Origin of the sequence: Vannielia litorea, from assembly GCF_900142295.1 — a bacterium.
GTDB lineage: Bacteria > Pseudomonadota > Alphaproteobacteria > Rhodobacterales > Rhodobacteraceae > Vannielia > Vannielia litorea.
In genome coordinates this window covers 1,854,836-1,867,637 of the sequence record NZ_FSRL01000001.1, presented here as the reverse complement: position 1 = coordinate 1,867,637, position 12,802 = coordinate 1,854,836, and the positions used below count along the sequence as shown (strand labels likewise).

Annotated in this window: 12 protein-coding genes; 7 read left to right on the top strand and 5 right to left on the bottom strand. The window is 69.2% G+C overall.

Going from position 1 to position 12,802, the window contains the following annotated elements:
• Positions 1-26 precede the first annotated feature (26 nt).
• The gene (locus BUR94_RS09280; protein WP_074255975.1) at positions 27-866 is read left to right on the top strand and encodes a DUF1206 domain-containing protein; all 840 of its coding nucleotides are present in this window, start codon (positions 27-29) and stop codon (positions 864-866) included.
• A 20-nt stretch (positions 867-886) separates the two neighbouring features.
• Here BUR94_RS09280 and tpiA read toward each other — a convergent pair whose 3' ends face one another.
• Complete coding sequence (gene tpiA / locus BUR94_RS09275; protein ID WP_074255974.1) at positions 887-1,648, bottom strand: triose-phosphate isomerase; 762 nt, start codon at positions 1,646-1,648, stop codon at positions 887-889.
• Positions 1,649-1,819: 171 nt separating this feature from the next.
• Between tpiA and BUR94_RS09270 the strand changes: the two genes are divergently transcribed.
• Both BUR94_RS09270 and BUR94_RS09265 read left to right on the top strand, forming a co-directional pair.
• Positions 1,820-2,584: a hypothetical protein gene (locus tag BUR94_RS09270; protein WP_139301252.1), complete on the top strand. Its 765-nt coding sequence runs from the start codon at positions 1,820-1,822 to the stop codon at positions 2,582-2,584.
• Positions 2,585-2,644: 60 nt separating this feature from the next.
• Complete coding sequence (locus BUR94_RS09265) at positions 2,645-3,559, top strand: isopenicillin N synthase family dioxygenase (RefSeq protein WP_074255972.1); 915 nt, start codon at positions 2,645-2,647, stop codon at positions 3,557-3,559.
• On the opposite strand, the gene BUR94_RS20675 is transcribed toward BUR94_RS09265, so the two are convergent.
• The 4 genes from BUR94_RS20675 to BUR94_RS09250 form a co-directional block, all read right to left on the bottom strand.
• A complete protein-coding gene (locus BUR94_RS20675) occupies positions 3,556-3,720 on the bottom strand; it encodes a hypothetical protein (RefSeq protein ID WP_175570446.1) in 165 nt (54 codons plus the stop codon). The two genes, BUR94_RS09265 and BUR94_RS20675, sit on opposite strands and share 4 nt — an antisense overlap.
• Before the next feature lie 95 nt (positions 3,721-3,815).
• Positions 3,816-5,201, bottom strand: a complete 1,386-nt coding sequence (locus tag BUR94_RS09260; protein ID WP_074255971.1) for a DUF2927 domain-containing protein — start codon at positions 5,199-5,201, stop codon at positions 3,816-3,818.
• Positions 5,201-5,656: a GNAT family N-acetyltransferase gene (locus tag BUR94_RS09255; protein WP_074255970.1), complete on the bottom strand. Its 456-nt coding sequence runs from the start codon at positions 5,654-5,656 to the stop codon at positions 5,201-5,203. The genes BUR94_RS09260 and BUR94_RS09255 overlap by 1 nt, the downstream gene beginning before the upstream one ends.
• Positions 5,657-5,860: 204 nt before the next feature.
• Positions 5,861-7,144 carry a cation:proton antiporter gene (locus BUR94_RS09250; RefSeq protein WP_074255969.1) on the bottom strand — a complete coding sequence of 428 codons (1,284 nt, stop codon included), beginning with the start codon at positions 7,142-7,144 and terminating at the stop codon, positions 5,861-5,863.
• Between the two features lie 83 nt (positions 7,145-7,227).
• On the opposite strand from BUR94_RS09250, the gene BUR94_RS09245 reads away from it, so the two are divergent.
• The 4 genes from BUR94_RS09245 to BUR94_RS09230 all read left to right on the top strand — a co-directional run bounded on the left by BUR94_RS09245 (position 7,228) and on the right by BUR94_RS09230 (position 12,721).
• A complete protein-coding gene (locus BUR94_RS09245) occupies positions 7,228-8,124 on the top strand; it encodes a DMT family transporter (RefSeq protein WP_074255968.1) in 897 nt (298 codons plus the stop codon).
• Between the two features lie 228 nt (positions 8,125-8,352).
• Entirely contained in the window at positions 8,353-9,390 is a 1,038-nt protein-coding gene (locus BUR94_RS09240) for a cysteine synthase A (RefSeq protein WP_074255967.1), read from the top strand.
• A gap of 8 nt (positions 9,391-9,398) precedes the next feature.
• Positions 9,399-12,008: a DUF3772 domain-containing protein gene (locus tag BUR94_RS09235; RefSeq protein WP_074255966.1), complete on the top strand. Its 2,610-nt coding sequence runs from the start codon at positions 9,399-9,401 to the stop codon at positions 12,006-12,008.
• Entirely contained in the window at positions 12,005-12,721 is a 717-nt protein-coding gene (locus BUR94_RS09230) for an alanyl-tRNA editing protein (RefSeq protein WP_074255965.1), read from the top strand. The genes BUR94_RS09235 and BUR94_RS09230 overlap by 4 nt, the downstream gene beginning before the upstream one ends.
• The last annotated feature ends 81 nt before the right edge of the window (positions 12,722-12,802 follow it).

The following is a 12,802-nucleotide window of genomic DNA, read 5'->3' as shown; positions in this document are numbered from 1 at the left end:
GTCCTACTTGCAGAGGAGGAGCGCCAATGTCCGAAAAAGCCCCGGCCTGGGTCGTGCCCGTGATGCGGGCGGGCTACCTTGCTCGCGCCGCCGTTTACACCGTGGTGGGCGGGCTCGCCCTCACCGCCGCCTACACGGGGGGCGAGGCGGAGGGCACGACCGATGCGCTCGCCGACCTTCTGGCTCATTGGTGGGGGACGCCGGTGCTCTGGCTCATCGCTGCCGGGCTCTGGGCCTATACCGTTTGGCGGCTGATCGACGCGGCGATGGACCTTGAGGACTACGGCACCGATGCAAAGGGTCTCGTTGCCCGCACGGGGCTGGTTGCGACCGGGCTGATCCACGGTGCGATCGGGGTTTCGGTTGCCATGCTGGCGCTGCGGGGCGAGTCGGGCGGCGGGGCGGATGGTGTGACGGCGCGGGTGATGGCGATGCCGATGGGGGCCTGGCTGGTGGGGGCGGTGGGCCTCGCCACGATCGGGGCGGGGGGCTACTACGGCTACAAGGGTGTGAGCGAAAGATACAAGGAGCACATTCGGGTCACGCCGGCCGCACGCAGGCTCGACCCGGTGCTGAAATTCGGCTGCATCGCGGAGGGCGTGGTGATCGGCGTCATCGGCGCGCTGATCTGCTACGCGGCGCTGACCAGCGATCCGGGCGCGGCGGGAGGTGTGGGCGAGGCTCTCGGGCAGATCCGGGCCGCCCCGTTCGGACGTTTCCTGCTTGGCGCGGTGGCGGTGGGGCTGCTGGCCTTCGCGGTGGAGAATGCCGTGGAGGGCATCTACCGCGTCATTCCGCGCCGCGACGGGGCCGATGCGATGACGCTGGCCCGCCGCGCCCGGCTGGAGGCCGAAGCCCTGCTGTGAGCCCGCCGCGCAGGCCCCGGTCAGCCCTGGGTCGGGGCGGCTTCGAGCGCGGTGATGATGGCGGAGAAGTCGGAGGCCTTGAGGCTGGCGCCGCCGACGAGGGCCCCGTCGACATTGCTCACGGCAAAGATCTCGGCGGCGTTGGCGGGTTTCACCGAGCCGCCATAGAGAAGGCGCGTGGAGCGGCCGATGCCGGGGCCGAACCGGCGCTCGAGGCGCATGCGGATGAAATCGTGCACCTCGCCGATCTGGTCGAGGGTGGGGGTGCGGCCGGTGCCGATGGCCCAGATCGGCTCGTAGGCGACCACCAGGCTGTGGCCGGTCACGCCGTCGGGGATGGAGCCCGAGAGCTGGCCGCCGATGATGTCGAGCGTGTTGGCCGCATCGCGCTCGGCCTCGCTTTCACCCACGCAGATGACGCAGACGAGGCCGGCGGCGAGGGCGGCATTGGCCTTGGCGCGGACGTGCTCGTTGTGCTCGTCGTGATCCTGCCGGCGCTCGGAGTGACCAAGGATCACATGGGTCGCGCCGGCATCGGCCAGCATGGGGGCCGAGACATCGCCGGTATGGGCCCCGGCGGCGGCGGCATGGCAATCCTGCCCGCCGACGGCGAGAGCCGAGCCCTGGGCGGCGGCGACCATCGGGGCGATCAGCGTGGCGGGCGGGCAGAGCAGGATGTCGGTGCCGGGGGCGGGATGGGCGGCGGTGAGTGCGGCCACTTCGGCGAGGTCGGCCTTGAGGCCGTTCATCTTCCAGTTTCCGGCAGCAAGTTTGCGGCGCATCGTGATCCTCCCGTAAAAGTCGCGGTCAGCTAGCCCGGTTTGGGCGGGCGGCGCAAGGTGGGCGGAAAGGCGCGATCTGGCCGCCCGTGCCGAAAAAGCGGTGGAACCGCGCGGGCCGGAGGGTGTTGAATGAGGGAGGGCGGGCGCAGGGGCCGGCCCGAGGAGGCTGCCATGACGAGACATCTCACACTCGCGTTGAGCCTGATGCTCATCGCCACGGGGTCCGTGGAGGCGCAGAACCGTGGCCAGGGCAACGGGCCATTCCTCAAGAAATTCATGCGGGACGTGGAGGAAGCCAAGCGCGACTTTCGCCGCAAGATCGGCGGGAACGTGCGGATCGAGCGGGCGCCGGCGCAGCGGCAGGCCGCGGCCCCGCGCGGGCCGGTGATCCGGCGCGAGAGCGGGCTGGTTGCCACCTCGATCCGCCCCGAAGCCCGGCCGGGCGCTGAGGTGGCCGCCGTCGCTGCCACGGGCCTGCCCGTCAGCCGGGCCGGTCAGCGGCTGGAGATGCTGTTGCAGGCCGGCGTGGCTACCGGAGAGATCGCACCCGAGGTCGCGCAGGTGATCCGGGCCGGCAGCTTTCCGACCATGGACGAGCTGGAGGAGCGGACCGCCGGGGTGGGCAATGGATGGCTGCCGGGCGGGGCGACTCTGGCGCTGGTCGCGGGGAAGGTGGAGTGCCGCGACGGTGGCGCCGGTGGCTGCGTGAAGGTGGCCGAAGACCCGGCGCTCGCCGACGTGCGCGAGGAGATCGCGGTGATCGAGGCTCAGGCGGAGAGCGTGCTGGCGGTGGTCGCGCTGCCGGGCATGGCCGAGGCGCTGGCCGATGTGGCCGCGGAACGCGCCGAGGCGGGCGGCCAGGAGCGCGAGTATCCGGTGGCCCGCGGCGATGAGCTGCCCTCGATCGACAGCCTGCTGGACGCCCGCGCGGATTGACCGGCTTGCGCAGCCTTCCGGGCTGCGGCATCAGGGGCCGGGCAGTTGGAAGGCTTGGCGATGATCCCCAGAATTGATGCGAAAGCGCTGCTCGGCGGCGCTGCGGCCTCGCAGGAAGCGGTGCGTGCGGCCGCGCTCGAGATCGGCTTCATGGTGCTCGAGAACACGCCTTTCGCGCCGGAGCGGATGGCGGGGCTGATCGAGACCTATCGCGGGTTCTTCCATCTGCCCGAGGCGCAGAAGGCGCGGGTGGACATGGCCGCGACCGGCTCCAACCGGGGCTGGGGCGGGATGCGCAGCGAGCAGGTGGACCCAGGCTCCAACCCGGACCTGAAGGAGGTCTTCGACTGCGGCTACGAGTGGCCCGGTGCGGGCCGTGCCGGTGCGCCGGAGCGCTACTATGCGCCGAATCTCTGGCCCGACGCGCCCGAGGGCTTTCGGGCCGAGGTGGAGGCCTATTACCGCGAGGCGCTGGGCTTCTGCCGGGCGTTGCTGGGGGCTGTGGCGGAGGCGATCGGGGAGGATCGTGGCTACTTTGCCGAGAAGTTCGCGCATCCGATGGCGCTCTTGCGGGCCAACTGGTACCCGGCGCGGCCGGACTGGGCGGGCGACAAGGACTTCGGGATCGCGCCGCACACCGATTATGGCTGCCTGACGCTGCTGGCGACAGATGGGGCGCCGGGGCTGGAGGTGCTGCGGCGCGACGGGTCATGGGAGCCGGTTTCGGCGCCGCCGGGGGCCTTTGTCATCAACTTCGGCGAGATGCTCGAGATGTGGTCTGGCGGGCGGGTGAGGGCCACCTTGCACCGGGTGCGGGGCGGCGCGGCGGAGCGCATCTCCATCCCGCTCTTCTTCAACCCGCAGTGGGACGCCGATGTGAGCCCGAAGGGGACGCAGGTGCCGGTGCGTGCGGGCGATCATCTGTCGAGGCGCTACGACGAGACCTACCTGCACATGAGCAAGGCGAAGGGTTAGAGAACCTTCTCCAGGCCGATGGTCGCGAAGAGGCCGATCAGCGCGAAGAGCAGGGCGTAGACAGCCATGTATTGCAGCTTGTCCAGCGCGTTGCCCTTGCGACGGCTGGCGTGGGCGAAGCCTGCGAGGGCACCGAGGACGAGGGCGGCAAGGACGATCATGGCAGCGCTTCCGATAGGTTACGGGGCGCCTTCTAGTCCAGAAGACGCCCCGGTAAAAGGCTGCACGGCGGGATGCGGCGCAATGGCCGCAGCGGTCAGTTGACCGAAGCCCGGCGGGTTGGCGTGAGGGCCGAGATCTCGCCGGCGCGGGCGCGGACGACCGAGTCGGCGCCGAAGCCGTAGCGGGCCCATCCCAGCGCCTCGGTGCGCACCGCGGCGGCCTGGGGCTGGCGGCCCATCAGCTCGTAGGCCTCGGCCTTCAGCAGCAGAAGCGTGGAGAGCAGCGCGGCGTTCTCGGCGCGGCGCACGGCGGGCAGCACCTCGTCGATCAGGCCGATGGTGCCGTCGGCCTGGCCCGAGGACAGCGAGAAGGCTGCGAGCTGCATGGCCACATGGGCGGCCTGGATCTGTGTCTCGGGGTTGTTGCGGTAGAGCCGGGAGGCCTCGAGGAAGCTGGCCAGCGACAGCTCGGGCTCGGCAGACAGCGAGAGCCGGCCGAGGGCGTAGAGCGAGAAGGCTGCACGGTTGTCGCGCCAGCCCTGCGCCCTGGAGATGTTCACCGCGCGCTTGGCGGCATCGAGGCGGGCGGCGGGGCGCGCCTTGGGGCCGAGCGCGGTTTCGATCGAGTCGATCCAGGCGCGGGGCGTGTAGGAGGTGTGCCCGGCGCCGCCGCGGTTTCCGGCCGGGTTGATCCGATTGAGGATGGCGGGCAGACGCGCGGCGACCTGGGCCTGGCTCATGCCGGAGCGCAGGGACGGGTCGTAATAGGCCCGCAGCATCAGCATGTCGAAGCCGGTGAGCACGGTGTGAAAGTTGTCGTCGTTGAAGACCGAGTCGGGCAGGCGGTAGAGGTCGTTGAGCGGGCCGAGGGCCTGGGCGATCTCCTCGTGGAGGCAGTCGCGCACCTCTTGCGGGCTCACGTCACCGGGCAGGAACACGGCGATCTGCTGGCGCTCGCCGAGCGAGGCCCAGTCGACCGTGCGGGAGCGGCGGGCCTTGCGGAACTCGGACCAGGAGGCGACGCGGGGCACCACGAAGCAGGCCGCCTGCGGGACCAGCCGTTGCAGCTCGCGCTTGGGCACGATCTGGACGGTGATCGACGGCTGGGCGGTGCCCGGGGGCGCCATGCGGATGTCGATCCGGGCCTCGGAGCGCAGGCGGGAGACGAGGCGGGTGAGGTCGCCGGTGAGCGAGGCGGGGGCGGAGCCCTTGACCGCGAGGGTGACCGGCCCTTCGAAGCGGGAGAACTGTGGCAGCTTGCGGCCGCTTTCCATCTGGAAGCTCAGCTCGATGAAATCGGCGGCGAGCTGGGCGTTGGAGCGCCAGGTGGGCGCGGCGCGCGGCGTGGAGAAGGTCCGCATGGCCGGCAGGTCGCCGGTGTAGCTGGCCCGTCGCTGGGGCACGTCCACATCGGGGAACGACGAGGTGGAACAGGCGGCAAGGACAAGGGCGAGACCCGCAGGCAGCAAGCGGTTCAGCATCAGGCAGCTCTCCGTTGGTATTTGATGAAGGGCGTCAGCTCACCGATGCGGTCGTAGAGCTTGCGCGCTTCCGTGTTGAAGTCCTGCGTCAGCCAGTAGACGTAAGGCGCCCCCAGCGCCTCGGCCTCCGAATAGACCGCCTCGATCAGGGCCCGGCCAGCGCCGGTGCCCCGAACGGACGGGTCCACGTAGAGATCGCCGAGGTAGCAGACATCCTCGACCCTCCAGAGGTGGCGGTGGATCACGCAGTTCACGATGCCAATGGGCACGCCCTCCACCTCGGCTATGAAGCCGAAGGTGCTCCGGTCCGACGGGTCGACAAGCCGGGCGAAGGTGGTCGCATAGACCTCCTCTGGCCGGGTGGCCTTGTAGAACGTCAGATAATCGGTCCAGAGCTCGCGCCAAGCGACATCGTCGCCGGACGCGAGGCGCCGGATGGAGGCAGTGGAGGGCATGGCAGTCCCATATGTCAGGCGAGGGAGAGCTTACCCGGAGTCGCGGCGAGGGCGAGAGAAAATGTCAGAAAAATGGCAGGGGTGTGGCGCACGTTGCGAGCAGACCCAATGGGTTAGGCTACAAACCTCAAGTAGTGGGGCAATTGTTGCCAGACCCAAGATATTGCCGCCGCGCGCCCGTTTCCAACCGCGCAACAGTGCGGATCAGGCGCGTTTTTTGTCCAATCGTGACGCAAATGGGGCAACAGTGAGGCCCTGCACGATGATCGAGAAGAGCACGATCACGTAGGTCGTGGTCAGAATCAGGGGTTTCCATTCCGAATCGGGGAGCGAGAGCGCGAGGGCGACCGAGATGCCGCCCTTGAGGCCGCCCCATGTCATCACCGGGATGACATTTTCGGGCATGGTGCGGAACGGCCGGAGGATGAGCACCGGGATCGCCACGGCGGCGAGACGGGCCACGAGGGCCAGTGCGATGGCGGCCACGGAGGAGACGAGGAAGCTGGCATCGAAGCTGACGGCGAAGATCTCGACGCCGATCAGAAGGAAGAGCACGGCGTTGAGGATCTCGTCGATCAGCTTCCAGAAGGCGTCGACGTAGTTGCGGGTCTCTTCGGACATGGCATCGCGGTAGCTGACCTCGCCGATCAGGAGCCCGGCGCAGACCGCCATGATCGGCGCGGAAACGTGGAGCCAGATGGCCAGCTCGTAGCCGCCGAAGGCCAGCGCCAGGGTAATGAGCACCTCGAGCGAATAGTCATTGATCCGGCGCATGATGCGCCAGGTGAGCCAGCCCAGGATCATGCCGAGGGCCGCGCCGCCGAGGGCCTCCTGCGCAAAGAGGGTGGCGGCGCTGGCCAGCGCGGTGCCGGTTTCCTCGGCGTGTTCGGCGCCGTGGGCGGCCGCCTCGCCATGGTCGCCCGCGCCGGGGAAGGCGAGGCCGATCAGCACGAGGTACACGACATAGCCCACGCCATCGTTGAACAGGCTTTCGCCCGCGATCTTGGTCTCCAACCGCTTGTCGAGCCTGGCCTCGCGCAGCACGCCCAGCACGGCCACGGGGTCGGTGGGCGAGATCAGCGCGCCGAAGACCAGGGCGATCAGGAGCGGCATGCCGGTGATCCAGCTGAACCCGACGCCCGCGATGACGGTGGAGAGGCCGACACCGATGGTGGCCATCATCAGCACGGCGGGCCATTCGGCGCGCAGGTCGGCGATCTTGACGTGGAGCGCGCCGGCGAAGAGCAGCAGGCCCAGCATGCCCTCGAGCAGGGCGTCGGAAAACTCGATGCCCTTGACCACGGCGGTGATGCTCTCCTCGACCGTGGAGGCGGGGAAGACCGCATCGAAGGCCAGGACGCCGAGCGAGGCCAGCAATGCCACGACGAGGATGCCGATGGCGGATGGCAACTTGAGGAACATGTAGTTGACGGTGCCGAAGGCCGCGGCGAGGACGATCAGGAGCGAGGCGATCTGGAGAAGCGTCATGGGGCGTCTCTTGCTTGCGGCCCCGCGGGGCCTGTGGTCTGGGTGCCGGGGCGGCAATGGGGCCGGTTATATGCGAGGGGCCGATGGAGCGGAAAGACCGAATTGACGCCTTCGGAGCGGCCTCGCTGGTGGGGTTCTCGCTGCTGCTGGGGTTCGGGCAGGTCATCATCAAGGTCGGCAACGAGGGGTTCGGCCCGGTGTTCTTTGCCGGGATGCGCTCGGCGCTGTCGCTCGGTTTTCTGCTGATCTGGATGCGGGCGCGGGGGATCGTGCTCGAGCTGGGTCCGGGCGTGCGGGGGCTCGGACTCCTGATGGGGCTGTTCTTTACCGGCGAGTTCGTTGCGCTGTTCATCGCGCTCGACCTGACCACCGTCGCGCGCTCGGCGCTGATGTTCTACACCATGCCGGTCTGGCTGGCGCTGCTGGCGCATTTCCTGCTGCCGGGAGAGCGGCTGACGGTTGTGAAGGTCACGGGGCTCGCACTGGCGTTTGCCGGCGTGGCGATGGCCCTGCTGGCCGGCAGCGAGGGGGGCGGGGCGCTGGTGGGCGACCTTTGCGCCCTGGCGGGGGCGTGGTGCTGGGCCGGGCTCGCGCTGGTGGTGCGGGGCACGCGGCTCAGGGAGATGCGGGCCGAAAGCCAGCTGATGTGGCAGCTCGCGGTGAGCGCGGTGCTGCTCGGCGCGCTGGCGCCGCTCTTCGGGCCATTGTTCCGGGGGCCGGAGGCCTTGCATTGGGGCGTTCTGCTGGTCCAGGGGCTGGTGATCTCCGGCGCGGGCTTTCTGTTCTGGCTATGGATCCTGAAGTTCTACCCGGCGAGCTCGGTGGCGAGCTTCGGATTTCTGACCCCGGTGTTCGGCACCCTGCTGGGCTGGCTCATCCTCGACGAGCCGCTTCCAGGGGTGATCCTGCTGGCGCTGGCGCTGGTGGCGGCGGGTCTGTGGCTGGTCAACCGGCCAGTCGGACGGGTCAGGGTGGCTTGACGCCCCGCGTGAAAATACGACGGGCGTTCGGGCGCATGTGGCGGCAGCCGGGCGGGCGTTCGCCCTGCGGCGGCGGAGGGCGGAGGGCGTTCGCCTGTCTCCGCCGTCGCAAAACCGGCTGATCGCCCTGGGGGGCAGGCTGCGGCGCGGCCGCTGTTGACCTTGCGGGCCGGGGGCCTATCAAGTGGGGCAGGGCGCCCGGTGCGGGTGCAAAGAAGGAAGGCAGCCATGGATATCAAACCCGACCTCGCCGCGGCGGTGGGAAACACCCCGCTCATCCGGCTCAACAAGGTGAGCGAGGCCACGGGCTGCGAGATCCTGGGCAAATGCGAGTTTCTAAACCCCGGCCAGTCGGTGAAGGACCGGGCCGCGCTGTTCATCATCAACGATGCGGTGGCCAAGGGGCAGCTGCGGCCCGGGGGCACGATCGTGGAGGGCACGGCGGGCAACACCGGGATCGGCCTGGCGCTGGTGGGCGCGTCGATGGGGTTCAGAACCGTCATCGTCATCCCGCGGACGCAGAGCCAGGAAAAGAAGGACATGATCCGCCTGGCCGGGGCGGAGCTGGTGGAAGTGGACGCCAACCCCTACCGCAACCCCAACAACTACGTCCGCTACTCGGGTCGGCTGGCCGAGCGGCTGGCGCAATCCGAGCCGAACGGGGCGATATGGGCCAACCAGTTCGACAACGTGGCGAACCGGCAGGCGCATATCGAGGGCACCGGTCCGGAGATCTGGGCGCAGACCGATGGCAAGGTGGATGGATTCATCTGCGCCGTGGGCTCGGGCGGCACGCTGGCGGGGGTGGGCATGGCGCTTCAGCCCAAGGGGGTGAAGATCGGCCTCGCCGACCCGATGGGTGCGACGCTCTACAACTACTACACCCATGGCGAGCACAAGGCCGAGGGCGGCTCGATCACCGAGGGCATCGGGCAGGGGCGGATCACCGCCAACCTGGAGGGCTTCAAGCCGGACATGGCCTGGCAGATCCCCGACAGCGAGGCGCTGCCCTATATCTTCGACCTGCTCGAGGAGGAGGGCCTGTGCCTTGGTGGCTCCAGTGCGATCAACATCGCGGGGGCCGTGCGAATGGCGAAGGAGATGGGGCCGGGCCACACCATCGTGACCGTGCTCTGCGACTACGGCACGCGCTACCAGACCAAGCTCTTCAACCCCGAGTTCCTGCGCGAGAAGGATCTGCCCGTGCCGGAATTCCTGACCCGGGGCACCCGCGCCGACATGCCGGACGTGACCGTCGAAGCATGAGGGGGGCAATGGGCAGCATGTTGCGTCTGTGGCTCTTGCTGGCCGTTCTGGCGCTGCCGGGGACCGGCGTGGCGCAATCGCTGGCGGAAGACCTCGTCAATGGCTCAGGAGCGCCGGGGGCAACTGTCTCCGATGCCGATCCGGCGGCTGACGAGCCGGTCATTCCGCCGGTGGACGGCAGCCTCGAAGCGGCGACGCTCAGCCTGCCGGGCGGGCCGGACTACGAGGCCTGGGAGAAGGTCGCGCGCCAGGCGGAAGATGTGCTGGATCGCAACGCCGCCTCCTCGGTGGCACTCGAGCAGCTACGCGAGCGGCTGGCGGGCTGGCGCACCGAGTTCCTCGCGGCGCAATCGGCCAACTCGGGGCGGATCGAGATTCTGCAACGGCAGGTCGAGGCCTTGGGGCCGGCTCCGGCAGAGGGCGAAGAAGAGGCCGCGGAACTGGCCGGGCGGCGCAGCGAGCTGAACGCGCAGCTTACACGTCTGCTGGTGCCGATCCGTGCCGCCGAGGAGGCCTGGATCCGGGCGGACGGGCTGATCGGGCAGGTGGATACCCTGTTGCGCGAGCGGCAGACGAGCGCCCTGCTGGACGTTGGCCCGAGCCCGCTGTCTCCGACCAACTGGATCGAGCCGCTGGGCGAACTGGCGGCGGTGGGGGGCACGCTCCGGACGAACCTGACCACCAGCTGGCGCAACACCTTGCAGCAGGAGGCGCTGCGCAACAACCTCGCGGCGGCCCTGATCGTCGCGCTGATCGGGCTGGTTCTGGTGGTTCGCGGGCGGGGCTGGAGCATGCGGCTCTCGGAGCGGCTGCTCACCCGGTCGGGCCGGGCCCAGAGCACGGTGATCTTTGCCATGCTGGTCTCGGTGGGCCAGCTGCTTCTGCCGCAGATCGGGCTGGTGCTGATCGTGGCGGGCTTGCGGATCACCGGCGTGGGCGGGCTGCTGACCGACGAGATCCTGACCACCATCCCGGTGATGGGGATCCTGATCTTCGGCGCGCGCTGGCTGGGCTTTCACAGCTTTCCCAAGATCGAGATCCTGCCGCCGCCCCTGGAGCATGACGAGGCACAGCGCCGGTCGGGCCGGTTCTGGGCGACCATGGCGGGCGTGGCGGGCGCACTGGGTGCCCTGCTGACGTCGCTGACCGCCTTTTCGGGCATCAGCGAAGCGGCCGCGGTCTTTCTCAACTTCCCGATCCTGGTGCTGGGGGCCGTTGCGCTCTTCCGGCTCGGGCAGCTCATGATCGCTCACAACCGGGCAGCCGACGCGGTCATCGACGATCAGACCTCGAAAGGGTTTCGCGCGCGGATCATCCACCTGATCGGGCGCGCTGCGGTGACGCTGGCCGTCGCAGGGCCGGTCATGGCGGTGCTGGGCTACCTGAAGGCAGGGGACTTCCTCGTCTCGGCACCGCTCTCGACCCTGGCGGTGCTGGCGGTGGTCTCGCTGCTGCAACGCTTCTTTGCCCATCTCTGGGCGCTCTTCTTCGGGCGGCAGGACGACGGGACCGACGGGCTGGTGGCGGTTCTGATCTCCTTCTTCATCGTGCTGGCCGCGCTTCCGCTGCTGGCGCTGATCTGGGGCGCACGGGTGGCCGACCTGACCGAACTGTGGCAGCGGTTCATGGCCGGCTTCTCGATCGGTGAAAGCACGATCAGCCCCTCGAACTTCTTGCTCTTCGCGGTGGTCTTCGCGGTGGGCTACCTGGTCACCCGCCTGTTGCAGGGGGCGCTGCGCACCTCGGTGCTGCCGAAGACGAGGATCGACCCGGGCGGGCGCACCGCAATCCTGTCGGGCGTCAGCTACATCGGCATCTTCCTCGCCGCCGTCATCGCCATCACCGCTGCCGGCATCGACCTCTCGAGCCTTGCCATCGTGGCCGGTGCGCTCTCGGTGGGCATCGGCTTCGGGTTGCAGACCATCGTCAGCAACTTCGTCTCCGGCATCATCCTGCTGATCGAGCGCCCGATCAGCGAGGGCGACTGGATCAGCTCGGGCGGCGTGATGGGGATCGTCAAGAAGATCTCCGTCCGCTCGACCCGGATCGAGACCTTCGACAAGACCGACGTGATCGTGCCGAACGCGGACCTGATCTCGGGCCAGGTGACCAACTACACCAAGACCAACATGTCGGGCCGACTGACGGTGCCGGTGGGCGTGGCCTATGGCTCCGACACCCGGCGGGTGGCCGGGATCCTGCAGGGCGTGGCCGAGGAGCACCCGATCGTGATTCTCAACCCGCCGCCGCAGGTGGTGTTCACCGGGTTCGGGGCGGACAGTCTCGATTTCGAGATCCGGGTGATCCTGCGCGACGTGTTCTCGATCATGGTGGTGCAGACGGAGATCCGCCACCGGATCGCGGAGCGGTTCAAGGAGGAGGGGATCGAGATCCCCTTCGCGCAGCGCGACCTCTGGCTGCGCAACCCCGAGGCGCTGGGCGCGGCGATCCGGGGCGCGCAGGAGGGCGGGGCCACGATAGAGGCCGAACCGGTGGTGCCGGGCACCGAGGCGCAGCCGCCCGCCGCGCCCGAGAGCCCCTCGCGCGCCGCGGCGCGGGCAGGGCTGATGAAGGGCGACCTCGAGGGTGAGGGTGGCGATGGCGGAGGGGACCGATGACCTTGGCACTCTACAGGGATGACCCTTACATGCGCGACGCCCGCGCGACCGTGCTGGCCCATACCTCGGAGGGCGGCGTGGTGCTGGATGCCACGATCTTCTATCCGACCGGCGGCGGCCAGCCGGGCGATGCGGGGATGCTCCACTGGGAGGGCGGCCAGCTCGAGATCGCCACGGCGGTTAAGGGAGAGGGCGAGGCGGTGGTGCTGGTGCCTGCCATTCCGGGCGCCTTGCCCGAGGTTGGCACCGAGCTTCGGCAATCGCTCGACTGGGAGCGGCGCTACGCGCACATGCGGATCCATACCGCGCTGCATCTGCTCTCGGTGGTTTTGCCCCATCCGGTCACCGGCGGCAGCATCGGGGCCGAGAAGGGGCGGCTCGACTTCATGATGGAAGAGCCGATCGAGGATCGGGACGCGGTGGAAGAGGCACTGAATGCCCTGGTCGGGCGCGATCTGCCGGTGACCGAGAGCTGGATCACCGATGCCGAGCTCGATGCCAACCCGGGGCTGGTCAAGACGATGTCGGTCGCTCCGCCGCGCGGATCGGGGCGGGTCCGGCTGGTCAGGATCGGCGCGGGCGAGGCCCAGGTGGACCTTCAGCCCTGCGGCGGCACCCATGTGGCGCGCACCGGCGAGATCGGTCCGCTGAGATTGGGAAAGCTGGAGAAGAAGGGGCGTGCCAACCGGCGCGTCAACATCCTCTTCGGCTAGGCGGCCCGCCCGGTTTGGCGCCTGATCACACGGAAGGCAGGCCGCCAGCCCCTTCGTCATGTCATGGGCTCTGCGGAAGCA